A 23,138-nucleotide genomic window follows, 5' to 3' on the forward strand; every position below is an offset into this window, starting at 1 on the left:
GCCCGACAGGGCCCGTGCACGACCGCTCTTTTCTCCAGGAAGAGGAACACCATGCAGACACTGACAGGCGTGGGGGTGTGCGCGGGCCGCGTCATCGGCGAGCTCGTGAGCATGCCGGAGCCCGTCTCCGAGCCCGCCGCGGAGCTGACCCTCCAGGACGAGGAGCCCCAGGCGGCGGTGGACCGGCTGCACACGGCCGCGGCCGCCGTCAAGGCGGAGCTCAAGCGGCGCGCCGAGGTCGCCGTCGAGAAGGACGCGGCGGACGTGCTCAAGTCCACGGCCCTCATGGCGGGGGACAAGGCGCTGCTGAAGAACGCCGCGAAGCTCATCACCGGACGAGGGCTCGCCCCCGAGCGCGCCCTGTGGGAGGCCGCGAGCGACTACGCGGACCAGATGCGTGCCCTGGGCGGCTACATGGCCGAGCGCGCCGCGGACATCGAGGACGTCCGGGCCCGGCTCGTGTGCCAGCTGCGGGGGCTCCCCATGCCGGGTGTGCCGCAGCGGGAGACGCCGTTCGTGCTGACCGCCGAGGACCTGGCGCCCGCGGACACCGCGACCCTGGACCCCGAGATGGTCCTGGCCCTGGTCACCTCCGGCGGCGGACCGCAGTCCCACACGGCCATCCTGGCCCGCAACCTCGGGCTGCCCGCCGTCGTGGCCGCACGGGGCGTCGAGGAGATCGCCGACGGCACGAGCGTGTTCGTGGACGGTGCCAGCGGCGAGATCCGCACGGAGCCCGGCGAGGAGGAGCTCGAGCTCGTGGAGGCGTGGGTGCGCAGCGCCGCGGCGCGCAGCGCCTTCGACGGCAGCGGCGTGCTCTCGGACGGCACGGAGGTGCCGCTGCTCGCCAACGTGGGCACCCCCGAGGACGCCCGCACGGCGGCGGCGGCCGGCGCCCAGGGCGTGGGGCTGCTGCGCACCGAGTTCTGCTTCCTGGGCCGGGACAAGGAGCCGTCCGTCGAGGAGCAGGTGGAGCAGTACACCGCGATCCTGGAGTCCTTCCCCGGCAAGAAGGTCGTGGTCCGCACCCTCGACGCCGGAGCGGACAAGCCCCTGCCCTTCCTCACGGACACCGACGAGCCGAACCCCGCGCTCGGGGTCCGGGGCTACCGCACGGACCGCACGGTGCCGGGCGTGCTCGCCCGCCAGCTCGAGGCGATCGCGCTGGCGGAGAAGGCGACGGACGCGGACGTGTGGGTCATGGCGCCGATGATCGCCACGACCTCCGAGGCCGCGGACTTCGCCGCGATGGCGACGGCCGCCGGCCTGCGGGTCCCCGGGGTCATGGTCGAGACGCCGTCGGCGGCCGTCACCGCCGACCAGATCCTGCGCCACGTCAGGTTCGTCTCCCTGGGCACCAACGACCTCACCCAGTACACGATGGCCGCGGACCGGATGATGGGCTCGCTCGCGGAGCTCAACAACCCGTGGCAGCCCGCCGTGCTGCGGATGATCCGGTACACCGTGGAGGGAGCCCGCCGGGCCGAGTCCGAGGGCGCCGGCCCCCGCAACGTGGGTGTCTGCGGCGAGGCCGCGGCCGATCCGGCGCTCGCCGTGGTGCTCGTGGGCCTCGGGGTGCACACCCTGTCCATGAGCCCCCGCGGACTGGCCTCCGTCGCGGCCGTGCTGCGCAGCGTCGACCTCGGCACCGCCCAGGCGCTCGCCGAGGTCGCCATCGAGCAGCCGAGCGCGGAGGAGGCCTCGGCGGCCGTGCGGGCCGAGCTCAGCGTGCTCGCCGAGCTCGGCCTCTGATCGGCCGGCTCCACCGTTCCGCACCACCCCAACCACCGGGGCCCGCCATCCAGGGCCCCGCAACCCGAAGGAGAACCACCATGGCAGAACGCACCGCCACCATCGCCTCGTCCGTCGGCCTGCACGCCCGTCCGGCCGCGATCTTCGCCGAGGCCGCGGGAGAGTACGACCTCGACATCACCATCGCGGCCGAGGGCGAGCCCGAGGACGAGGCCATGGATGCCTCCAGCGTGCTGTCGCTGATGTCCCTCGGCGCCGGCCAGGGGGACAAGGTCGTCCTGCGCGCCGAGGGCGAGGGCGCCGACGACGCGCTCGACTCCCTCGTGCAGATCCTCGAGACGGACCACGACGCCGAGTAGCCCCACCTCCGCACCGGCACCCACGGCGCCCGCCCACCGCACGGTGGNGGGCGGGCGCCGTCGCCCTGACCCGGACGTGTCTCACCGGCCTCCCACGAGCGGCGACTACCGTGGAGGGGATGCCCGTACACAGCATGGAGGACCGATGACCGCCGACCGACCACCGCTCGACCACAGCAGCCCGGAGCGGGAGCGATCGCCGCGGGCGCCTCGACGGGCGCTCATCGTGGGCACGGGCCGGGACCGGGGGGCGCTCGCGGCGGCGCGCTCGCTCGGACGGGCGGGCTGGACCGTGGGCGTCGGCACCCCGGACGGACCCGGCATGCTGGGCGCCACGCGGGCGGCCGCGGTCCGCCACGAGGTGCCGCGGCCCCGGGGGGACGGCGCCGCCTTCATCGACGGCGTCCGCCGGGCGGTCACGGAGAAGTCCTACGACGTCGTCTTCGGCGCCGGCGACGACTGGATGGCCGCGGTCTCGGCGTACCGCCGGCACATCCCGGCGGCCGTGGCGCACCCGGGCCCCGAGGTGGTGGCCGCGGCCCTCGACAAGATCGGCCTCGCGGACCGGGCCGTCCGGGCGGGACTCGCCGCTCCGCGGACGCTGGCGGCCACGGACGAGGCGCTCGCCGCGTGGGACGGCCCCGTCGTGGTCAAGTGCCGGGCGCACTGGGCCCCGGGCCAGACCCGTCCCCACCGCATCGAGGCCAAGCTCTTCCCGGACGCCCGCGCCGCGGCCGGGCAGGTCCGGCGGATCCTCGGCGCCGGGGCCGAGCCGGTGCTCCAGGCACCCGTGCGCGGCACCCTGGGGGCCCTGATCGGCGTCTACCACGACGGTCGCCTGCGCGGCCGGGTGCAGCAGACCACCTCCCGGCTGTGGCCCACGCCCAACGGCGTCTCCGCCCGCGCGCAGACGGTGCCCGTCGACGAGGCGCTCGCGGACCGAGCCGAGGCGCTGCTCCGCGAGCTGGGCTGGTGGGGTCTCGTGGAGCTGCAGTTCCTCACCGGGGACGACGGCGTGCCGCAGCTCATCGACCTCAACGGACGCTTCTTCGGCTCGATGGCCCTCGCCGAGGCCGCGCGCCCCGGCCTGGCCGACGCCTGGGGCCGGCTGGTCCTCGGCGGACCCGTGCCGCGGCTTCCCGACGCCCGCCCCGGGGTCCGCTACGCCTGGCTGGCCGGGGACATGCGGCGGGCCGCCGTGGAGCGCCGGGGCGGTCTGGCGGCGGACGTCGTCGACACGCTGCGCTGGGGCCGCGGCGCCCAGCACAGCGTGTGGGACCTGCGCGACCTCGGTCCCACCTGGCACCTGGCCACGTGGCGGGTCAGGAACGGCGCGGAGTCCCGCTAGCCACGCCCCTCGGTGCTGTCAGCGCCGCCGTCGCCGCAGCGCACGCAGGGTCTCGCCCACGAGCAGCCGCTCGGGGGCGCGCAGCGCGACCAGCCCGAGCAGGTACGTGCCGCCCACGACGGCGGCGCAGAGCGCGGCGAGCACGACGGACGGCAGCGCGGGCAGCGCCTCCCGCGCGAGCAGTCCCGCGGCGCCGGCGACGGCCGCCAGCGCCAGCGCCCGGAGCACCAGGACGGTCGCCGTCCGTGCGTCCAGGCCGGCGTGTCGCCGGTGCAGCAGCCACGCGTTGAGCAGCGCGGCCGCGACCAGGGACGCGGTCGTGGCCGCCGCGATCCCGGCGAGTCCCATGACGGGGGCCAGTACGACGTCCCCGACCACGTTCACGACCATCGCCAGCACCGCCACGACCACCGGCCCGCGCGAGTCGCCGAGGGCGTAGGACGCCCTCACCACCACCTGCCGGACGCCGAGGGCGAGCAGCGCCGGGGCGTACCAGGCGACCGCGGTGGCCGTCGCCGCGACGTCCTCGTCGTCGAAGGCGCCGTGGCCGAAGGCGGTCGCGACGAGGGGACCGGCCGCGACCACGAAGACCGCGCAGACCGGGGCGAGCACCGTCACGACCACGGACAGCCCACGGTGCACGAGCCGCCGCAGCTCGGGACGGTCCTCCGCGGAGGCGCCCAGGGCCGGGTAGAGGGGGACGAGCAGGGCGGCGATGACGATGGTCTCCGGCAGGTCGACGAGCCGCCAGCCGTAGGACAGGGCGGAGATCGTGCCGTCGCCGAGGGTGGAGCCCACCGCCCGGTCGACCAGGGTGTTGACGTTGACGACGGCGTTGCCCACCAGCATGGGCGGAACGAGCCGGGCGATCTCCCGGAAACCGGGGTCCCCCATGTCCCACCGGGGCCGGACCCGCGTGCCGAGGGCCACGACGGGGGGCAGCTGCATCAGCAGCCGCGCCGCCGACCCCACCACGTACCCCACCGCGAGCGCCGCGATCCCGTACCGGGGCCCGAGCAGGCCCGCCGCGGCGATCATGACGAGGTTGAACGGGACGCCCTGCAGGGACGACCACGCGAAGCGGCCGTGCGCCTGTACGAGGGCGGCCAGGAGATCCGTCCCGGCGACGAGCACGGTCGCGACCAGGACGATGCGGGTGAGTGCGGCGGCCGTGGCGACCTGCTCGTCGTCGAACCCGGGGGCGAGCAGGCTCGTCACGGGCTCCGCGAGCAGGCCCGTGACCACGCCGGCCAGGCCGAGGACGACCACGGTGACGGTGAGGGACACCTCGAAGCCGCGGTGGCCGCGGCACCCCGTGCCGTCCGCGCGCTCCCGGGCGGCCTCCCGGGCGGTCACCGGGGTCACGGAGCGGGCCATCGCCCAGGCGATCAGGCCGAGGACGACGTTCATCACCCCCTGCGCCACGAACCACGCGTCGAGCGCGGCCCCGGCCCCGAAGACGGCGCCGATGACGACGTCCCGGACGAAGCCCAGCACGGTCGAGACGGCGGTCAGACCCGTGACGAGCACCGCGGCACGGGCGATGCTCCACCGCCCGCCCGGTCCGCCCACGGCTTCCGCCACCTCCCTGGTCCGGGACCGCCCCGGGGATGGGCGCGGGCTCCGTCTGCTGCGGTCCGCCGGCCTGCCGGTGCGAACCGCCTGAACAGAATACACAGCGCACCGGCCGGGGCCGGCCCCGGCCGCGCGGCCCGTGCCCGGCACGGCTCGGAACCCGCTGGGGTCCGCGCGGTTAGACTGACCGGGGCCGGCCCCCGCCGGTGCACCGGCCCGCCGGCCGCCCCCGGCCGGCAGCCCCCGACGACCCCGACGATTGAGAGAGCCTTGCGAGAGTTCACCGCACGCTTCGCCACCGCCCAGGAGATCGCCGACTGGGACGCCCACGTCACGGCGAACCCCCACGGCGGCAACCTGCTGCAGTCCGCGTCCTTCGCGGACGTCAAGGCGGACCACGGCTGGCGGCCCCGGCACCTCGTGCACGAGCCCGCCGACGGCGGGCCGTCGTCCTACAACCTGGTCCTCGAGAAGCCGGTGCCCGCCCTGGGCAGGCTCTGGTACATGATCAAGGGCCCCGACGTCGCGTCCGTCGACGACATCCCCGGGATCGCCGCGGCCACTGCCCGGCTCGTGGCCGAGCAGCGGCTGAACGTCTTCGCGGTCAAGATCGAGCCGGACGTCCTGGACTCCGACTACGCCCGCGGCGTCCTCGCGCGGGCCGGGCTGCGGAAGTCCTTCAACATCCAGCCCAACGACTCCACCGCGCTCCTCGACACCGACCGGGACGAGGAGGCCGTGCTGAAGTCCTTGCACTCCCGCGGGCGCAACGCCGTCCGGCGGGCCCTGCGCGAGGGCTGCACCGTCGAGCGGGTGGAGCTCACCGAGCAGAACATGCGCCGGATGTACGGGCTCATGGACACCGTGGGCCAGGGGTCGGCCGACGTGAACCTGCGCTCCTACGAGTACTACGCGGCGTTCTGGACGGCGTTCGAGCGGGCCGGTCAGGGCCGGCTGTACTTCACCTGGGAGGACGGCGAGCCGTCCGTGGGCGCCTACGTCATCGCCTACGGGACCAAGGGCACCTACAAGGACGGCGGCTCGAAGCCCCGGCGCCGCCAGTACGGTGACTCCCACCTGCTGCAGTGGACCGCGATCACGGACCTCATGCGGGACCACGGGATCGTCGAGTACGACTTCTGCGGCACCCCGCCGAGCGACCAGCTCAAGGACAAGGAGCACCCCTACTACGGGCTGGGCCTGTTCAAGACGAGCTTCACCAAGACCGTGGTCGACTTCGTGGGCGTCCACGACCAGGTCCTGAGCCCCGCCAAGTACGCGGTCTGGACCGGCGTGGCCGAGAAGGTCCAGCGCCAGCTGTGGGTCCGCCGCACGGGGCAGCCCTTCTACTGATCCGCCCCCACCCCCGCCGGGCCCGCCCCCCGCGCCACGGAAGGAGGAACGCCGCGTGGTGACCGACCAGCGCGCCCCCCTGCGCCCGTTCGCCGCCTACCCCTCGTCGGACGGGGGAGAGGAGCCCGACGCCCACGTCGTCGAGCCGTTCGGACCCGGTGGGGACACGACCCTCACGGGTGCCGCCCGCCCGATCGCCCGGCACGGTGCGGGCCTGCCCCAGGTGCGCCCCACCGAGACCCAGGCGCTGCACGCCCGGCGCCGCGCCGGGACCGCCACGTCCGACGACGTGCCCACCGGCCCGCAGGCGCTGCCCGTGCTCAGCACGAGCCTGATCCGGGAGTACGGGAACGCCTCCGAGCCGGAGAAGCGCCGCGAGCTGCTCTCGGCCGCCCAGACCGTGCCCCGGACGACGTCGGCCCGCCGGCGTCGCCGCACCGACGCGGCCCCCGTCTCCCGGCCGGAGACGACGACGATCGGCCCCTTCCCGGCCCCCGGGAAGAGCTCCGACCGGATGCAGCGGGGCTCCTACCCCTCCACGCGGGCGCAGGCGGCGCGGCCCGGCGGGCGCTCCCGGCTGCGCTCCATCCTGCAGGGGGAGGCCGCCCCGACCGCCCCCATGCGCGTGGTGGAACGGCTCAACGCCTCCCCGTTCGCCAACCTGCGCCGGTTCGGGGAGTCCACCAGCCGCCAGGCCCGTCGCACCCTGAACTTCGCGCTGCGGCTCGCGGAGACGATGTTCCACTACGGCGCGGACGCCCTGGACGTCGAGAACGCCATCATCGCGGTGTGCGCCACCTACGGGGTCGAGAACGTCGAGGTGGACATCACCAACCAGGCCGTCACGATCAACTACGTCGCCGACGACGACGACCGCGCCGACGGCGAGGACACCCGCACCCGTGAGGACGTGTTCAACGACCCGGACACCAACAGCCACACCGTCATGCGGGTCGTGCGCTCCTGGACGGACAACTACGCGGGCCTGGCCGAGACGCACCAGCTCGTCGCGGACATCACGGGAGGAGAGATGCCCCGCGGGGAGGCGGAACGGCGCCTCGAGGCGATCAACGCCAAGCCCAAGCCCTATGCCCGGTGGATGGTGCGGGCCGCCACGACCGTCGCGGCGATGTCCATCACCGTCGGCATCGGGGGCGGCGTCCTGGGAGCGCTCGTCGCGGGGGTGTCCTCGGTCGTCAACCAGCTCGTGGCCCACCGGCTGGGGATCTGGCGGATCCCCGAGTTCTTCACCCTGGCCGCCCAGTCCGGGATCCTCACCACGATGGCCCTGATGCTGTCCTGGGCCGGCGTCGACCTGTCGCCGGCGCGGGTCATCGCGGGCGGGATCATCCTGCTCCTGCCCACCGCCCGCATGGTCTCCACCATGCAGGACGCGATCAACGGCTTCCCCGTCACGGCGGCCGGACGGCTGCTCTCCACGTCCATGGCGTTCCTCGGCCTCGTGGCCGGCATCGCGGGCGGCGTCTCGATCGCCGGCTACGTGGGCGTGCCCCGGTTCGACGTCTCGCAGAGCGCCTTCGACCCGGTGGGGCCGCTGACCAACACCGTGTTCCTGCTGATCGCCACCGGGCTCATCGCGGTCACGATGCAGGCCAAACCCCGCCACGTGCTCTCCACCGTGGTCACCGCCCTCGGCGGCCTCGTGGTGTACCACACCGGCATGTCCATCGGTCTGGGCGCCCGCCTGGACACGGCGCTCGCGGCGGTCACCAGCGGGTGCGTGGCGACCGTGCTCGCGGCCCGGCACCGGATCCCCCAGCTGGTCCTGGCGATCCCCGCGATGACGTTCCTGCTGCCCGGGCTGTCCATCTTCCGCGGCATGTACACCATCACCGTGGAGACCGACACCTACGGCCCGGGACTCGTGGGGCTCGTCAACGCGATGGCGTCGATCGTGGCGCTGGCCTCCGGGGTGGTGCTGGGCAAGTACCTCATGCGTCCCTTCGTGGGGCACCTCAACGGCACCGGCTCCCGGCGCAACCGTCGCCGCTGAGCCTGTCGCCGCCGACCCCGGCGCCGCCGCGCCCGGCGGCTCCGGCACCGCCCGCGTCGGTCCCGGCCGGACTCAGAGGATCCTGCCGACGGGCAGCTTCTTCTCCGCCTGGAAGACGTCCTCGGTGCGGCCCCGCGCCCAGTAGCCGGACAGCGAGACCTGCTCCCGCTCGAGCCGGCGGTGCGTGAACAGCTCCTCGCGCAGGGCCTTCATGGCCTCCCGCTCGCCGTGGGCGAAGACCTGCACGCCCTCGGGACCCGCCGGCCAGCCGGCCTCGTGCACGGCGCGCACGAGCGCGGGGACCTCGCCGGGCCCGCCCTCCTCGCGGAACACCCAGCGCACCGCCATGCCGGCCGGAGCGGACACCGGCTGGACGTCGCGGGGCGAGTCCACCTCCAGGAGCACGGCACCGCGCGCGGACGCGGGCAGGGACTCCAGCACCGCGAGCGCGGCGGGGATCGCGGCGTCGTCGGCGGCGACGAGGGTCCACGCGGCGTCGGGGGAGGGCACCCACGTGCCGCCCGGACCCAGGGCGATGATCCGGTCCCCGGGCTCGGCGCGGGCCGCCCAGGGCCCCGCGAAGCCCTCGTCGCCGTGCAGCACGAAGTCCATCCAGAGCTCGTGCCGCTCGGGCACGTGGCGGCGGATCGTGAGGTGCCGGGTCACGGGCTGCTGCCCGCCCGGCAGGGTCTCCCTGAGCGCCCAGTAGTCCGGGTTCCGCCCGTGGTCCGGGCCGGGGACCGCGCCGGGGTGCCCCGCACGGGCGTGCTCGGTGCCGGGACGGGGGAAGACGAGCTTGACGTACTTCTCGGGCGGGGCGATGTCCTCGTAGCGCTCGGGCTCGTCGATGCCCAGGACCACGCGGACCATCGACGGCGACAGCTGCTCGCGGGAGCGCACCGTCAGGTTCAGCTGGGGTCTGCGGGGTCGCGCGGACGGGGCACGGGGGGTCGTCGTCATGCCGACCACCCTAACGGAGGGCCTCCGGGCGGCGCCGCGCGGCCTCACAGCCGCCAGTCGACGGGCTCGGCCCCCTGCTGCTCCAGGAGCCGGTCGGTGCGGGAGAACGGGCGGGACCCGAAGAAGCCCCGGGAGGCGGACAGCGGGGACGGGTGCGCGGACTCGACCGTGGGGACGCCGTCCAGCCACGCGGCCGTGCTCCGGGCGTCACGGCCCCACAGGATCGCCACGAGCGGGCTGCCCCGGCCGGCGAGCACCTGGATGGCCCGCTCCGTGACGGCCTCCCAGCCCTTCCCGCGGTGGGACGCCGGGGCGCCCGCGCGCACGGTGAGCACCCGGTTCAGGAGCATCACGCCCTGCCGCGACCACGCCGAGAGGTCCCCGTGCTCGGGCGGATCGATGCCCAGGTCGTCCCGCAGCTCCTTGTAGATGTTCTGCAGGGAGCGCGGGACGGGGCGCACATGGGGCTGCACGGAGAAGGACAGGCCCATGGCGTGGCCGGGGGTGGGGTAGGGGTCCTGCCCCACGACCAGCACCTTGACCTGCTCGAGCGGGTCCTGGAACGCGCGCAGCACCGCGCTGCCCTCGGGGAGCGTGCGGTGCCCGTCGGCGTGCTCCTCGCGCAGGAACCGGCCCATCCGCCGGATCTGCGGTTCCACCGGTGCCAGCGCCTCGGCCCAGTCGGGGGCCATGATCGTGTCCAGGGGCCGGGGCTCGCTCACGGTGCTCCTCGGGGTCGGTGCCGGGTGCGGACGAGCGGCGCGGGCGCCGCTCGTGCCGGCGGGCGCCGGCGGTGGCCCGCGGGCACCACTCTAGGCGGACGCTCCGGGGGAGTCCGCCCGCGCGGGTTCGCGGTAGTCGGTGTCCGCGTGCCGCCGGCGCAGCGTGCGGCCCTCCTCCACCAGCTCCTGCTCCTTCTGCTGCAGCTTCCGGACGGCGCGGAGGTCGCGCTTCGGCAGCCGCAGGACCTCCTCGGCCTCGATGCCCGCCTGGAGCTGGCGTCCGCGCTCCGTCTCGGCGTTGAACTCCGCGCCCGCGAGCAGCACGATGTTCATGATCCAGATCCACAGCAGCAGGACGATGACGCCGCCGATGGTGCCGTAGGTGGCGTTGTAGTTGCTGAAGTTGGACACGTAGTAGCTGAAGCCCACGGTCGTGACCGCCATGACCACGATGGCGAGCGCGGACCCCAGGCTCAGCCAGCGGAACCTCGGCTGCCGGATGTTGGGGGTGGCGTAGTAGAGGATCGCGATCATGAACGCGAGCAGGGCCAGCAGGACGGGCACACGGGCGGTGTTCCACAGCTGCAGCGCGGTCCCGCCGAGGCCGATCAGCCCGCCCAGGCGCTCGGCGACGGGCCCGGAGAGCAGCAGGAGCAGGACCATGCCCCCGACCAGCGCGATCAGCACGAGGGTCACGGCGATCATCATCGGGTAGAGCTTCCAGAGCGGCCGGCCCTCCTCGACCTCGTAGATCCGGTTCATGGCCCGGCCGAAGGCCCGCACGTAGCCCGAGGCCGTCCAGAGGGCGCCGACGAGACCCGTGACCAGGGTCAGCCCCGCCGACGGGAAGCCGGTGAGGTCGCCGATCGGGCCGTCGAGCACCTCCACCGCCCCGTCCGGGGCGCCGAACTCCTCGAGCAGGCGCAGCAGGGTCCGGGTGGTCGCGTCGGCCTGGCCGACGACGCCGAGCAGGGACACCACGGTCAGCAGCGCGGGAAAGATGGACAGCACGGCGAAGAAGGTCATCACCGCCGCGGAGTCGGTGCACTCGTCGCGGAGGAACTCGTGGACGGTCCGGCGCAGGATGTAGCTCCAGGACGGGCGGGTGATCTGGGCGGGCGAGGACGGCTTCTCCGGGCTGTCCGGGTCCGACCCCGGGTCGTCCGGCCTGTCCGGGGCCGGTCCGGGGTCTCCCGAGGTGTCGGACTCGCTTGCCATGGGACTCCTCCGCGTGGTGGCCTGCGGGCCAGGATACCGGGGCGGCCGCCGTGGGCCTGCCCGCGCTCCGGGACGGGCACGACCCGCGGCGGACTGGCTAGAGTGGGCGCATGAGTGCTTCCCCGACCGAGACCCGTCCCCTCGCCGTCGTCACCGGGGCCACCGGGGGCATCGGCCGCGCCTGCGTGCTGGACCTCGCCCGCGACCACGACGTCCTGGCCCTGGGCCGCGACGCCGGCCGGCTGGCCGAGCTCGCCGGCCTCCCGCACGTGAGCGTCCGCGCCGCCGACCTGACCGACCTCGAGGCCCTGCCCGCCCTGGTGGCGGACCTGGACCGGGTCGACGTCCTCGTGCACTCGGCGGCCGTCGCCGGGAGGACCACGGTCGAGGCCGCCTCGGTGCAGGAGTGGCGCTCGCAGCTCGAGCTCAACGTCGTGGCCCCCGCGGAGCTGACCCGCCTCCTGCTGCCCGCCCTGCGGGCCGCCCGGGGCAGGGTCGTGTTCCTCAACTCCGGCTCGGGTCTGACCGCCCGCGGCGGCGACGCCGTCTACGCGGCCTCGAAGTTCGCCCTCCGGGCGCTCGCCGACTCGCTCCGCCAGGAGGTCGAGGCCGACGGGATCGTGGTCGGCTCGGTGCACCCGGGTCCCGTGGACACGCAGATGCAGCGGGACATCCAGGCGCGCCTGGGCAACGAGTACGTCCCGGAGCGCTACATCCGCCCGGAGTCCGTCGCCGCGGCGGTGCGCGCCGTCGTGGACGCGGGGGAGGACGCGCAGCTGACCAGCGTCACCGTGCGCCCCCGGGCGGGGTCGCGGTGACCGCCGAGGACGCCGCGCCCGACCCGGAACCCGGCACAGCCCCGGAGAGGGGGCCGGACGGAGTGCCGGAGAGGGCGCCGGGCGCGGGGCCGGACGGGGACGGCGCCGGCCTCGACCCCACCGACCGCGAGATCCTGGCGATCGAGAACCTGCAGTGGAAGTACCAGGGGGCCAAGGAGATGGAGATCCGGCGTCGTCTGCACCTCTCGCCCACCCGCTACTACCAGCGGCTCAACGTCCTGATCGACACCCGGGCCGCCCTCGAGCACGACCCGATGCTCGTGGCCCGGCTGCGCCGGCAGCGCGGTGACCGCGGATGAGCCGGTATCCGCACGACGAGTTCGACGACGTCCCCGAGGACGGACCCCGCCAGGGCGCCCACCGAGGCGTCCGGCCGACGGTCCGCGTGGGGACCCGGGAGCTCACCGCCATCGTGCTGGCCGGGCTGCTGACCCTCGGCGTCGGGGCGTTCTCGTTCCTCAACGCCCCCGGTGGAGCGCCGCCCGAGGTCTCCGCCCCGGGACCCTGAGCCGCCACGGTCCCGACGCCGCCCCCGCCACCCACCGTTCGACGCCCCGGAAGGAACCGCCGTGCAGCTCGAGGGAAGCAGAGTCCGCGTCCGCGACTGGACCGAGGAGGACCTCGTCGCGTACGAGGCGTGGATCATGCCGCCCGAGGGCGGCGGCGAGCACGAGTGGCAGCGCACGGACGGCCCGTTCTACCCCAACTTCACCGCGGAGGGCGCCCAGCGCTGGCTGGGGACCCTCCGGGAGCGCGTGGTGGCCGGGGAGTGGCCGGATCCGCGCGAGACGATGGTGATCGCCGACGCCGCCGACGACCGGTTCATCGGGCAGGTGTCCTGGTACTGGTCGGAGAAGCCCACCGCGGACCCGGGGGACGGCACGCACCTGCTGCCGCTGCGCTCGCTGGGCATCACCGTGTACTCCCCGCGGCACTGGAGCGGCGGCTACGGGACCGAGGCGATGCGCCTGTGGATCGGGTACCTCTTCGCCCGCACCGACTCCCACCGCCTCGACCTCGAGACGTGGAGCGGCAACGTGGGCATGTGCCGGGTCGCGGCGAAGCTCGGCTTCACGGAGGAGGCCCGGATCCGCCGCGCCCGCATGGTCCGCGGCGAGCACTACGACCGCATGATCTACGGCATGCTCCGCGAGGAGTGGCAGGGCTGAGCGGAATCGGCTCAGGGGGGTTTGCACTCTCCCGGGACGAGTGCCAAGATTGCGATTAGCACTCAGTCGTGTGGACTGCCAATGGTTCGGTCCCCGGCCCGACCCGGGCAGCCACCGGCACAGGAGTGACACCTCAACCACCACGGTGAGGTGCCGCGCGGCGTCGGGAAGAGTCCGCCGCCGTGCGCACCGTCCGTCGCGGGCACCGTGGAGGTCGACCGTTTGTCTACCGTCCAGGAGGGACGAAGTCACATGGCAAAGATGATTGCATTCGACGAAGAGGCACGCCGCGGTCTCGAGCGGGGCCTGAACACCCTGGCCGACGCCGTCAAGGTCACCCTCGGCCCGCGTGGGCGCAACGTGGTCCTCGAGAAGGCCTGGGGCGCCCCCACGATCACCAACGACGGCGTGTCCATCGCCAAGGAGATCGAGCTCGAGGAGCCCTACGAGAAGATCGGCGCCGAGCTCGTCAAGGAGGTCGCCAAGAAGACCGACGACATCGCCGGCGACGGCACCACCACCGCCACCGTCCTCGCCCAGGCGCTCGTCAAGGAAGGCCTGCGCAACGTCGCCGCCGGCGCCGACCCGCTGAGCCTCAAGCGCGGCATCGAGAAGGCCGTCGCCGCGGTGACCGAGGAGCTGCTGGCCTCCGCCAAGGAGGTCGAGACCGAGGAGCAGATCGCCGCCACGGCGTCGATCTCCGCCGGCGACGCCGAGATCGGCCGCCTCATCGCCCAGGCGATGGAGAAGGTCGGCAAGGAGGGCGTGATCACGGTCGAGGAGTCCAACACCTTCGGGCTGGACCTCGAGCTCACCGAGGGCATGCGCTTCGACAAGGGCTACCTCTCCGGGTACTTCGTCACCGACGCGGACCGCCAGGAGGCCGTCCTCGAGGACCCCTACATCCTCGTGGTGAACTCCAAGATCTCCGCGGTCAAGGACCTGGTCCCCGTGCTCGAGAAGGTCATGCAGGCCGGCAAGCCGCTGCTGATCATCTCCGAGGACGTCGAGGGCGAGGCCCTGGCCCTGCTGGTGCTCAACAAGATGCGCGGCTCCATCAAGTCCGTGGCCGTCAAGGCCCCCGGCTTCGGTGACCGCCGCAAGGCGCAGCTGGCCGACATCGCCATCCTCACCGGTGGCCAGGTCATCACCGAGGAGGTCGGGCTCTCCCTCGAGACGGCCACCGTGGACCTGCTGGGCCAGGCCCGCAAGGTCGTCGTGACGAAGGACGAGACCACCATCGTCGACGGCGCCGGCACCGCCGAGGAGATCGAGGGCCGCGTGGCCCAGATCCGCGCCGAGATCAACAACTCGGACTCGGACTACGACCGCGAGAAGCTGCAGGAGCGCCTGGCCAAGCTGGCCGGCGGCGTGGCCGTCCTCAAGGCGGGCGCCGCCACCGAGGTCGAGCTCAAGGAGCGCAAGCACCGCATCGAGGACGCCGTGCGCAACGCGAAGGCGGCCGTCGAGGAGGGCATCGTCGCCGGCGGCGGCGTGGCCCTGATCCAGGCCGGCCAGAAGGCGTTCGAGACGCTGGAGCTCACGGGCGACGAGGCGACCGGCGCGAACATCGTCAAGGTCGCGATCGACGCCCCGCTCAAGCAGATCGCCATCAACTCGGGCCTCGAGGCGGGCGTCGTCGTGGACAAGGTCCGCGGCCTGCCCATGGGCCACGGCCTCAACGCCGCCACCGGCGACTACGAGGACCTGATGGCCGCGGGCATCAACGACCCGGTCAAGGTGACCCGCTCCGCGCTGCAGAACGCGGCGTCCATCGCCGGGCTGTTCCTCACCACGGAGGCCGTCGTGGCCGACAAGCCGGAGCCCGCGGGCGCCGGCGGCGGTGCCGACGACGGCATGGGCGGCATGGGCGGCATGATGTGATCGACGGCTGACCCGTCGCGCGTGCCCAGCACGCATCCGGCACGGGCCGGGCACCTCACGGAGGTGCCCGGCCCGTCGTCGTCCCCGCCCCCGGTGCCGCGGCGCGCCGAAGTGGTGTTCAATCGGAGGGACCACCTGCCGGAGGAGGTGCCGTGGGCGTCGTCGTGTGGGACACGGTCCCCGTCCAGGTCGCGCTCGTGCTGATCGCCTTCGGGCTCACCACGCTGGTGGGCCTCGAACGGCGGCTGCGGCGCAAGAGCGCCGGACTGCGCACGCACGCCCTGGTCGGGACCGGGGCCGCGGTGTTCACGCTCGTGTCCGCCTACGGGTTCGGCACGCTGCCGGGGATCGACGCGGGCCCCGACCCCTCCCGCGTCGCGGCGCAGGTCATCACGGGCATCGGCTTCCTGGGCGCCGGCGTGATCTTCACGAACCGGGACGTGGTGCACGGGCTGACCACGGCCGCGAGCATCTGGCTCGCGGCGGCCATCGGCATGGCCTGCGGGGCCGGGCTCGTGCCGCTCGCCGTCGTCGCCACGGGCCTGCACTTCGTCTCCGCGCTCGTCCTCGCCCCGCTCTCCCGCCGCCTGCCCGGACTGGTCGCCCCGCAGGGTCTGCGCCTGCGCTACGAGGACGGGCACGGCGTGCTGCGGCAGGTGCTGACGGTGGTCGACGAGCTCCAGCTGCGCGCCTCCGTCGTCTCGAGCCGGACGGTCGAGGGTGCCGCGGGCGCGGAGGTGGAGCTGCTGCTGCGGCTGGACGGCAAGACGGACCTCCGCACGGCAGCCGTGCAGCTGTCGAAGGTCGCGGGCGTGCACGAGGTCGCCCAGCAGCAGCTCGAGCCGGACTCCGGCGACTGAGCGCGTGGCGCCCCGGGTCCGGGCGGCGTGAAAAGATGGGAGCCATGACGATCACTGCTGCCGCCGACGGCTCCGCGCTGGGCAATCCCGGTCCCGCCGGGTGGGCCTGGTACATCGACGACCACACCTGGCGGGCCGGCGGCTGGCCCCACGGCACGAACAACATGGGCGAGCTCAAGGCCGTCCTGGACCTGCTCGAGTCCACGGCCCACCGCCCCGACGAGCCGCTGCGGGTGCTGTGCGACAGCCAGTACGTCATCAACTCGATCACCAAGTGGATGCCCGGCTGGAAGAAGAAGGGCTGGAAGAAGAAGGACGGCAAGCCCGTCCTCAACGTGGAGCTCATGCAGGCCCTGGACGCCGCGATGGCCGGCCGGGACGTCCGCTTCGAGTGGGTCAAGGGCCACGCCGGCCACGAGCTCAACGAGGCGGCCGACGTCCGCGCCCGGGCGGTCGCCACCGCCTTCCAGGCCGGTCGCCCCGCGCCCGAGGGCCCCGGCTTCGACGGCGCCGCCCCGGCTCCCGGCGGGCCCGGCGGCGGTGGCACGCTGGTCCCGGCCCCCGTCCCGGCCGCGGTCCCCGGTGACGGACCGGAGCCCGACGCGTTCGAGGACCGGCACGACCCCGACCTCCTGAGCGAGCTCCTGGCCCACGAGGAGGAGCTCGCCCGCGGCCGCACGGCGGGGGAGACCGTGCAGGCGCTCGAGCGGGACCTGCTGCGGCCCGACGTCCGGGCGGACCCGGACCGGCTCGGCCAGCTGCTGCACGAGCGGTTCGCCGGGATCGGGGCCTCGGGCTCGTGGCGGTCCCGGGCGGACGTCCTCGACCGGCTGCCCCGCGAGCCGGGGCTCGGCGCGGTGGACGTGCACGTGCTGACGGCCACGGAGCTGGGGCCCGCGGCCGTGCACCTGGTCTACCGGCTCACTGCGGGGGACCGCACGAGCCTGCGCAGCTCCCTGTGGGTGCGGGAGGACTCCCGCGCCGAGCTGGGGCCCTGGCAGCTGCGCTTCCACCAGGGCACGTACGAGTCCTGACGGACCCGCTCAGACCTCCGGGGCGTCGTCGGCGGGCTCGATCCCCGGCACCCGCACGGTCATCGTGGCGCCGCCGCCCGGTGTCTCGGTGAGCCGCACCGTCCCGTCGTGCTGCTGGACGATCGCGGCCACGATCGACAGCCCCAGACCCGTGCCGCCGGTCTCCCGCGTGCGGGAGGAGTCGGCCCGGTAGAACCGCTCGAAGACGCGCTCCGCGTCCTCCCCGTGGATGCCGGGGCCGTGGTCGCGCACCTGCAGCACGGCGTTGAAGGAGTCGTCGACCGAGCGCTCCACGCCCACGGCGATCTCGATCGGCGAGCCGTCCGGGGTGTAGCGCAGGGCGTTGGTCACCAGGTTCGCCACGACCTGGCGCAGCCGGAACTCGTCGCCGTGCACCCAGGCCGGGACCGGCGTCCCGCCCTGCAGGCCGACGACCTCGATCCGCCGGTCGGGGGACGAGGCGCGGGCGTCCCCGGCCGCGTCGAACGCCAGGTGGACCAGGTCCACGTCGACGTTCTCGGCGGGACGCCGCTCGTCGAGGCGCGCGAGCATCAGCAGGTCCTCGACGAGCTGCGTCATCCGCTGGGCCTCCGACTCGATCCGGGCCATCGCGCCGGCCACGTCCTCGGGCTGCTGCAGGGCGCCGTGCCGGTACAGCTCCGAGTAGCCCCGGATGGTCACGAGGGGTGTGCGCAGCTCGTGCGAGGCGTCCGCCACGAAGCGCCGCAGCTTGGCCTCGGACCGGGTCCGGGCGTCGAAGGCGTCCTCGATGTGACCGAGCATCGCGTTGAGGGACGCCGAGAGCTGACCGATCTCCGTCTGCCGGTTGTAGCCCTCCATGCGCTGGGAGAGGTCGCCCTCCGCGATGCGGGCGGCGGTCTGCTCCACCCGGTGCAGCGGCTCGAACGCCCGGGTGACCAGGACCCAGCCGACCGCCATGGCCGCGAAGAGGGTGGCCACGCCGAAGCTCAGCGTCAGCAGGGTCACCGCGCTGAGCATGGCGTTCATGTCGTCGAGCGGCTCGGCGACCGCCACCACGAGGTTCAGCTGCTCCGTCTCGGCCGCGAGCACCCGCCACTGGCGGTCCGGGGCGCCCACGGCGCCCACGGTGGTCGGCTCGTAGGGGTTCTCCCGCACGTGCTCGAGATCGAGCTGCGACAGGTCGGGGCGCTGCTCGATCACGCCGCCCGGCGTGTGCAGCGCCTCGTTGAGCGTCTCGCCGTCGGCGTCGAGGAGGAACCCGGCGTGCGGCACCTGGACGACCTGCTCCCCGCCCAGGTCGGACACCAGCACCGTGGAGACCGTCCGGAGGGACCCGCTCAGCCCACGGTCGATGTCGTCCAGGAGCGAGGTCCGCAGCACCGAGATCGCCACGAAGCTCGTCACCAGGATGGACAGCGCCAGGAGCAGCCCGGTGAGCACCATGAGCTGCGAGCGCAGCGAGGCCGAGCGCCACCGGGAGGACAGGGTGTGCATCCCGGGCCGGGTCAGTGGTTCTTGTGCGAGGACCGCAGGAGGTAGCCGACACCGCGCTTGGTGTGGATCAGCGGGGGCAGCTCGGGGTCGTTGTCGATCTTCCGGCGCAGGTAGGAGATGTAGGACTCCACGATCGAGGCGTCCCCGTTGAAGTCGTACTCCCACACGTGGTCGAGGATCTGCGCCTTGGACAGCACCCGGTTCGGGTTGAGCATGAGGTAGCGCAGCAGCTTGAACTCGGTGGGGGACAGGTCGATCTCGCGCTCGCCGCGGAAGACCTCGTGCGCGTCGTCGTCGAGGACGAGGTCGTCCACGCGCAGCCGGGAGTCGTCCTCCTCGGCGGGCTGCGTGCGGCGCAGGACCGCGCGGATCCGGGCGACGACCTCGTCGAGGCTGAAGGGCTTGGTGACGTAGTCGTCACCGCCCACGGTCAGCCCCATGACCTTGTCCTCGGTCTCGTCCTTCGCCGTGAGGAAGAGGATCGGGAAGAGCCTCCCGGACGCCCGCAGCTTGCGGGTCACGGAGAAGCCGTCCATGTCCGGCAGCATGACGTCGAGCACCGCGAGGTCCGGGTCCTCGGACTCGGCCTTGGCGAGGGCGTCACGGCCGTTGGCGGCCGTGACCACCTCGAAGCCGGCGAAGCGCAGGGACGTGGCCAGCAGCTCGAGGATGTTGGGCTCGTCGTCGACGACGAGGAGCTTGGCTTCGGGGTTCTCGTTCTTCACGAGACCTATTTTCTCGGAACACCCTGAATGCCGGCTGAACGGCGGTGGTCGTTACTCGGGGAGTTCGCCGGGGGCCCCGAGCGCGCCGGCGTCCTCGATCCGGTAGGCGTATCCCTGCTCCGCGAGGAACCGCCGGCGCCGGGCCGCGTAGCCGGCGTCCACGGTGTCCCGGGCCACCACGGTGTAGAAGGTCGCCGGGCGGCCGTCGTGCTTCGGGCGCAGCAGCCGGCCCAGCCGCTGGGCCTCCTCCTGCCGGGAGCCGAAGGCCCCCGAGACCTGCACCGCGACGGAGGCCTCCGGCAGGTCGACCGAGAAGTTCGCGACCTTGGACACCACGAGCACGGGCAGCTCTCCGGCCCGGAACGCGGCGAAGAGCCTCTCCCGCCGGGCGGTGCCCGTGCTGCCCTTGAGCACCGGCGCGTCGAGCAGCGTGCCCAGCTCGTCGAGCTGGTCCAGATACTGCCCGATCACGAGCACCGGCTCCCCGCGGTGCCGGTCGACGAGCCGCGTCACGACGTCGAGCTTGTGCGGGGAGGACGAGGCGAGGCGGTGCCGGTCGGCGTCCTCCGCGGAGGCGTAGGCCATCCGGTCCGCGAGCGGCAGCTCCACCCGCACCTCGACGCAGTCGGCGGGGGCGATGTGGCCCTGGGCCTCGATCTCCCGCCACGGCGCGTCGTAGCGCTTCGGCCCGATGAGGGAGAACACCTCGCCCTCGCGGTGGTCCTCGCGCACCAGCGTGGCCGTGAGGCCCAGCCGGCGGCGCGCCTGCAGCTCGGCGGTCATCCGGAACACCGGCGCCGGCAGCAGGTGGACCTCGTCGTAGACGATCAGCCCCCAGTCGTGGCCGTCGAGCAGCTCGAGGTGCGGATGGATCCCGCCGCGGCGCGCGGTCAGCACCTGGTAGGTGGCGATGGTCACGGGACGGACCTCCTTCACCGCTCCGGAGTACTCCCCGATCTCGTCCTCGGTCAGCGTGGTCCGGCGCAGCAGCTCGGCCTTCCACTGCCGCGCCGAGACCGTGTTCGTGACCAGCACCAGCGTCGTCGTCGAGCTCGCGGCCAGCACGCCGGCGCCGACCAGCGTCTTCCCGGCGCCGCAGGGCAGGACGACGACGCCGCTGCCGCCGGCCCAGAAGTTCTCCACCGCGTGGCGCTGGTACGGGCGCAGGGCCCAGGCCTCGCCCGTGAGCGGGTCCGTCTCCGTCAGGGACACGGGGTGGGGCGTGCCGTCCACGTAGCCGGCCCGGTCCTCCGCCGGCCAGCCCACGGTGAGCAGCAGCTGCTTGAGCTGGCCCCGGGCGCTCGCGTGCACCACGGTGGTGGCGCCGTCGATGCGGGGCCCGAGCAGCGGGGCGATCTTGCGGTGCCGGGCGATCTCCTCGAGGACGGGGGCGTCGGAGCTGCGCAGGACGAGTCCGTGCACGGGGTCCTTCTCGAGCACGAGCCGGCCGTAGCGGGACATCGTCTCGTCGATGTCCAGGAGCAGGGCGTGGGGGACCGGGAACCGGGAACGGCTCAGGAGGACGTCGAGCACCTGCTCGGCGTCCAGTCCGGCGGCCCGGGCGTTCCACAGGCCCAGCGGGGTGATGCGGTAGGTGTGCACGTGCTCGGGGGCGCGCTCGAGCTCGGCGAAGGCCGCCAGCTCCCGGCGTGCGTCCTCGGCGTCCTCGTGGTCGAGCTCGAGCAGCACGGTCCGGTCGCTCTGGACGATCAGCGGTCCCACGGGGCGGCTCCTCCGGTGTCGGTCGGGTGATCCGTCAGGTCAACTGTCGGGTCATCGGTCGGGTGATCGGGCGCCGGCGGCGCACCGGGCCGTCCGGTGAGCCGGACCAGCAGGTCCCGGACCTCCTCCGCGGAGGGGACGGGCAGGCGCGGGGCGGGGACCTCGAGCAGCAGTGCCGGATCGGGTGCCGGGTCCCCGGGGGCCGGGCCGGCGTCGGCGGGCACGACGTCGAGGGCCGGTTCCGTGCCCGTGGCCCGGACCGCGGCCGCGAGCTCCCGGAGCCCCCCGTCCCGCGCGGCGGGGCGCCGGCCGGCGGGCGCCCCGCCGCTGCCGACCACGAGCACGCCGGGGGCGGGACGGCGCAGCCGGTGTCCCGCGAGGTCCGGGGAACGGGAGAGCGCCTCGAGCAGGTCCTCGTCGCCCGTGAGCACCCAGTCCGCCCGGGTGATCCGGATCCGGCCGTGCGCCCGCCCGGCCTCCTCGACGAGATAGGCCAGCGCCTGCGGCACCGGGCCGCGGCTGTGCTCCTCGAGCCACGCCAGGATCGTGGGCGGTGTCCAGCCGGCGTCGAGGGCCCGGTGCAGGGTGCGCTCGGTGAAGCGGTGCCGGAGGACCGGGCCGTGACCCTCCTCGTCCGCCAGCCGGCCGAGGGCGCCGGCCACGTCCGGGGCGAGGTAGCCGGTGGCGGTCGCGGTGAGGTCGCTCTGCAGCAGCACCGTCCGCGAGGGGGCCGGCAACCACCCGGCCACGGACCGGGCGGCGTCCTCGGGCCGGCCCTCGGCGAGGGCCCGGCCGGCCGCCGTGAGGGCGCCCGCGCCCACCAGCCCGAGCTCGCCGGCCTCCGTCAGCATCCCCGGGCCCCACCGGTCCAGGGCGCGCGCCAGGCGCGGGCGGTACCAGCGGGCGAGCGCCAGGACGCCCTCGGGGCCGTGGCCCCCCGGCGCGCGTGCGGTGAGCTCGGCGTGGGCCTCGAGGAGCGCCCGGCGCACCGCCGGGGCCTCCGGGGCGTGCGCGCCGCGGGTGAGGACCCCGATGACCGAGCCGTCCGCCAGCGGCAGGCCCACCGCGGAGGGGACGACGTCGGAGGCCAGCCACGACCGGACCAGGTGCTGCCACTGGACCGTGCGGTCGGCGGCCTCGACGGGGACCGGTGCGGGCCGCCAGGCCGAGGTGTCCGGGTCGAGCCGCACGAGCCCCGACAGTTCGCCCAGCCCCAGGAGGCGGACGAGCTCGGCGTGCTCGATCCCCAGCGCCGAGCGCAGGCGGCGCAGCTCGCGCACGCCGATCCCGCCCGACCTGAGGGTGGTCAGCGGCCGGGCCCGCAGCTCCGCGCGCAGCGCGGCGGTGCGCCGGAGCAGCTGCTCCACCGCTGCCGCGGCGGCGTTGTCCCGCACCCGGTCGGGAACGCGCGCGGCGGACGCCACGGGTGGCTCCTGCGGTGTCCCGGCCCAGGGGTCGCCCCGGTGCAGGAGGAGCCCCGTCTCCCGGGGGAGTTCGACGTGCCGGGAGTCCACGGGGAACAGGACGCCGTGGGCCAGGAGCCAGTCGACGGGCCGGGCGGCGGCGTCGGCCTCCGGGTCGAGGCGGCGCAGGGCGTCGGGCAGGGCGCCCACCGGGTGGGAGCGGAACCGTTCGAGCACCTCCCGCGCCGGGGCCGGCCACCGCGCCATCTGGTCCTCCGTGCACGGCCCGGGCAGGTCCTCCGGGGCCTCCGGCGCCGTGCCGCGCAGCCGTGCGGCGAGGGCGGCGAGTACCGGGCGCGGGCGGCCGAGGCCTGCCGGATAGCGTCCGAGGGCCTCCGCCAGCCCGGGCACGAGACGCAGGTCGTCCCCGTGTCGGTACACGAGCGCCAGGCGGTGCAGTCGGTCCCAGGGCGGGCCGGCCGGCAGCCGCGCGGCGGGCTGGTCCGGGCCCCCCAGCACCGCGGCGCGCTCGACGGCGTCCAGCTCGGGCCGGGTCAGGAGGTCGAGGGCCCGGCGCAGACCGGCCCGGGACAGCAGCGCCTCGGCGAGGTCGGCGACCGACGCCGCGCCCGGGCGCACGGCGTCGGACCGGAGGGCGAGGAGCTCGCCCAGCTCGGCGGGGGAGCGGGACGCGAGATCCCGGAGCAGGCCGTCCGGGAGCACGG

Annotated in this window: 20 protein-coding genes; 12 read left to right on the forward strand and 8 right to left on the reverse strand. The window is 74.5% G+C overall.

Annotated elements, in window-relative coordinates; translation table 11 throughout:
- Positions 1–51 precede the first annotated feature (51 nt).
- The 3 genes from ptsP to ACH9D3_RS02050 all read left to right on the forward strand — a co-directional run bounded on the left by ptsP (position 52) and on the right by ACH9D3_RS02050 (position 3,459).
- Positions 52–1,752: a phosphoenolpyruvate--protein phosphotransferase gene (gene ptsP / locus ACH9D3_RS02040; protein WP_396409663.1), complete on the forward strand. Its 1,701-nt coding sequence runs from the start codon at positions 52–54 to the stop codon at positions 1,750–1,752.
- An 80-nt stretch (positions 1,753–1,832) separates the two neighbouring features.
- Positions 1,833–2,111, forward strand: a complete 279-nt coding sequence (locus ACH9D3_RS02045; protein ID WP_396400433.1) for an HPr family phosphocarrier protein — start codon at positions 1,833–1,835, stop codon at positions 2,109–2,111.
- A gap of 145 nt (positions 2,112–2,256) precedes the next feature.
- A complete protein-coding gene (locus ACH9D3_RS02050; protein WP_396409664.1) occupies positions 2,257–3,459 on the forward strand; it encodes an ATP-grasp domain-containing protein in 1,203 nt (400 codons plus the stop codon).
- An 18-nt stretch (positions 3,460–3,477) separates the two neighbouring features.
- Here the strand turns inward: ACH9D3_RS02050 and murJ are convergent, their stop codons facing one another.
- Positions 3,478–5,031, reverse strand: coding sequence for a murein biosynthesis integral membrane protein MurJ (murJ, locus tag ACH9D3_RS02055; RefSeq protein WP_396409665.1), 1,554 nt, complete (start codon positions 5,029–5,031; stop codon positions 3,478–3,480).
- A gap of 273 nt (positions 5,032–5,304) precedes the next feature.
- On the opposite strand from murJ, the gene ACH9D3_RS02060 reads away from it, so the two are divergent.
- On the forward strand, positions 5,305–6,387 hold the full coding sequence (locus ACH9D3_RS02060; RefSeq protein WP_396409666.1) for a peptidoglycan bridge formation glycyltransferase FemA/FemB family protein: 1,083 nt from the start codon (positions 5,305–5,307) through the stop codon (positions 6,385–6,387).
- 55 nt (positions 6,388–6,442) lie between these two features.
- Positions 6,443–8,401: a threonine/serine exporter family protein gene (locus ACH9D3_RS02065; protein WP_396409667.1), complete on the forward strand. Its 1,959-nt coding sequence runs from the start codon at positions 6,443–6,445 to the stop codon at positions 8,399–8,401.
- 72 nt (positions 8,402–8,473) lie between these two features.
- Here the strand turns inward: ACH9D3_RS02065 and ACH9D3_RS02070 are convergent, their stop codons facing one another.
- The 3 genes from ACH9D3_RS02070 to ACH9D3_RS02080 all read right to left on the reverse strand — a co-directional run bounded on the left by ACH9D3_RS02070 (position 8,474) and on the right by ACH9D3_RS02080 (position 11,301).
- Entirely contained in the window at positions 8,474–9,361 is an 888-nt protein-coding gene (locus ACH9D3_RS02070; protein ID WP_396409668.1) for an SIP domain-containing protein, read from the reverse strand.
- 44 nt (positions 9,362–9,405) lie between these two features.
- Positions 9,406–10,083 carry a uracil-DNA glycosylase gene (locus tag ACH9D3_RS02075; RefSeq protein WP_396409669.1) on the reverse strand — a complete coding sequence of 226 codons (678 nt, stop codon included), beginning with the start codon at positions 10,081–10,083 and terminating at the stop codon, positions 9,406–9,408.
- A gap of 90 nt (positions 10,084–10,173) precedes the next feature.
- Positions 10,174–11,301, reverse strand: a complete 1,128-nt coding sequence (locus tag ACH9D3_RS02080; protein ID WP_396409670.1) for a YhjD/YihY/BrkB family envelope integrity protein — start codon at positions 11,299–11,301, stop codon at positions 10,174–10,176.
- Between the two features lie 110 nt (positions 11,302–11,411).
- On the opposite strand from ACH9D3_RS02080, the gene ACH9D3_RS02085 reads away from it, so the two are divergent.
- From ACH9D3_RS02085 to ACH9D3_RS02115, 7 genes are all read left to right on the forward strand, one after another.
- Positions 11,412–12,119 carry an SDR family oxidoreductase gene (locus ACH9D3_RS02085; RefSeq protein ID WP_396409671.1) on the forward strand — a complete coding sequence of 236 codons (708 nt, stop codon included), beginning with the start codon at positions 11,412–11,414 and terminating at the stop codon, positions 12,117–12,119.
- A 62-nt stretch (positions 12,120–12,181) separates the two neighbouring features.
- Positions 12,182–12,439: a DUF3263 domain-containing protein gene (locus tag ACH9D3_RS02090; RefSeq protein ID WP_396400424.1), complete on the forward strand. Its 258-nt coding sequence runs from the start codon at positions 12,182–12,184 to the stop codon at positions 12,437–12,439.
- Positions 12,436–12,648 carry a hypothetical protein gene (locus tag ACH9D3_RS02095; RefSeq protein WP_396400423.1) on the forward strand — a complete coding sequence of 71 codons (213 nt, stop codon included), beginning with the start codon at positions 12,436–12,438 and terminating at the stop codon, positions 12,646–12,648. The genes ACH9D3_RS02090 and ACH9D3_RS02095 overlap by 4 nt, the downstream gene beginning before the upstream one ends.
- Positions 12,649–12,709: 61 nt before the next feature.
- Positions 12,710–13,309 carry a GNAT family N-acetyltransferase gene (locus ACH9D3_RS02100; protein ID WP_396409672.1) on the forward strand — a complete coding sequence of 200 codons (600 nt, stop codon included), beginning with the start codon at positions 12,710–12,712 and terminating at the stop codon, positions 13,307–13,309.
- Positions 13,310–13,561: 252 nt separating this feature from the next.
- A complete protein-coding gene (gene groL, locus ACH9D3_RS02105) occupies positions 13,562–15,193 on the forward strand; it encodes a chaperonin GroEL (protein ID WP_396400421.1) in 1,632 nt (543 codons plus the stop codon).
- Between the two features lie 152 nt (positions 15,194–15,345).
- Positions 15,346–16,053, forward strand: a complete 708-nt coding sequence (locus tag ACH9D3_RS02110; RefSeq protein ID WP_396400420.1) for an MgtC/SapB family protein — start codon at positions 15,346–15,348, stop codon at positions 16,051–16,053.
- A 44-nt stretch (positions 16,054–16,097) separates the two neighbouring features.
- Positions 16,098–17,087: an RNase H family protein gene (locus ACH9D3_RS02115; RefSeq protein ID WP_396409673.1), complete on the forward strand. Its 990-nt coding sequence runs from the start codon at positions 16,098–16,100 to the stop codon at positions 17,085–17,087.
- Positions 17,088–17,096: 9 nt separating this feature from the next.
- Here ACH9D3_RS02115 and ACH9D3_RS02120 read toward each other — a convergent pair whose 3' ends face one another.
- Genes ACH9D3_RS02120 through ACH9D3_RS02135 form a run of 4 tightly spaced genes read right to left on the reverse strand, consistent with a single transcriptional unit; the run spans position 17,097 to position 23,136 of the window.
- A complete protein-coding gene (locus ACH9D3_RS02120; protein WP_396409674.1) occupies positions 17,097–18,563 on the reverse strand; it encodes an ATP-binding protein in 1,467 nt (488 codons plus the stop codon).
- Positions 18,564–18,574: 11 nt separating this feature from the next.
- Positions 18,575–19,288 carry a response regulator transcription factor gene (locus ACH9D3_RS02125; protein WP_396400417.1) on the reverse strand — a complete coding sequence of 238 codons (714 nt, stop codon included), beginning with the start codon at positions 19,286–19,288 and terminating at the stop codon, positions 18,575–18,577.
- Between the two features lie 51 nt (positions 19,289–19,339).
- Positions 19,340–21,010: a DNA repair helicase XPB gene (locus tag ACH9D3_RS02130; RefSeq protein WP_396409675.1), complete on the reverse strand. Its 1,671-nt coding sequence runs from the start codon at positions 21,008–21,010 to the stop codon at positions 19,340–19,342.
- Positions 20,998–23,136: a helicase-associated domain-containing protein gene (locus tag ACH9D3_RS02135; protein WP_396409676.1), complete on the reverse strand. Its 2,139-nt coding sequence runs from the start codon at positions 23,134–23,136 to the stop codon at positions 20,998–21,000. Before ACH9D3_RS02135 ends, ACH9D3_RS02130 begins: the two co-directional genes overlap by 13 nt.
- Positions 23,137–23,138 lie beyond the last annotated feature (2 nt).

Source organism: Kocuria kalidii (assembly GCF_044462225.1).
Classification (GTDB): Bacteria; Actinomycetota; Actinomycetes; order Actinomycetales; family Micrococcaceae; genus Kocuria; species Kocuria kalidii.

Bases quoted from the DNA above. Each gene is read 5' to 3' on its own strand.
- ptsP (WP_396409663.1), top strand. From the start codon at position 52: ATGCAGACACTGACAGGCGTGGGGGTGTGCGCGGGCCGCGTCATCGGC.
- ACH9D3_RS02045 (WP_396400433.1), top strand. From the start codon at position 1,833: ATGGCAGAACGCACCGCCACCATCGCCTCGTCCGTCGGCCTGCACGCC.
- ACH9D3_RS02050 (WP_396409664.1), top strand. From the start codon at position 2,257: ATGACCGCCGACCGACCACCGCTCGACCACAGCAGCCCGGAGCGGGAG.
- ACH9D3_RS02070 (WP_396409668.1), bottom strand. From the start codon at position 9,361: ATGACGACGACCCCCCGTGCCCCGTCCGCGCGACCCCGCAGACCCCAG.
- ACH9D3_RS02080 (WP_396409670.1), bottom strand. From the start codon at position 11,301: ATGGCAAGCGAGTCCGACACCTCGGGAGACCCCGGACCGGCCCCGGAC.
- ACH9D3_RS02085 (WP_396409671.1), top strand. From the start codon at position 11,412: ATGAGTGCTTCCCCGACCGAGACCCGTCCCCTCGCCGTCGTCACCGGG.
- ACH9D3_RS02095 (WP_396400423.1), top strand. From the start codon at position 12,436: ATGAGCCGGTATCCGCACGACGAGTTCGACGACGTCCCCGAGGACGGA.
- groL (WP_396400421.1), top strand. From the start codon at position 13,562: ATGGCAAAGATGATTGCATTCGACGAAGAGGCACGCCGCGGTCTCGAG.
- ACH9D3_RS02115 (WP_396409673.1), top strand. From the start codon at position 16,098: ATGACGATCACTGCTGCCGCCGACGGCTCCGCGCTGGGCAATCCCGGT.
- ACH9D3_RS02120 (WP_396409674.1), bottom strand. From the start codon at position 18,563: ATGCACACCCTGTCCTCCCGGTGGCGCTCGGCCTCGCTGCGCTCGCAG.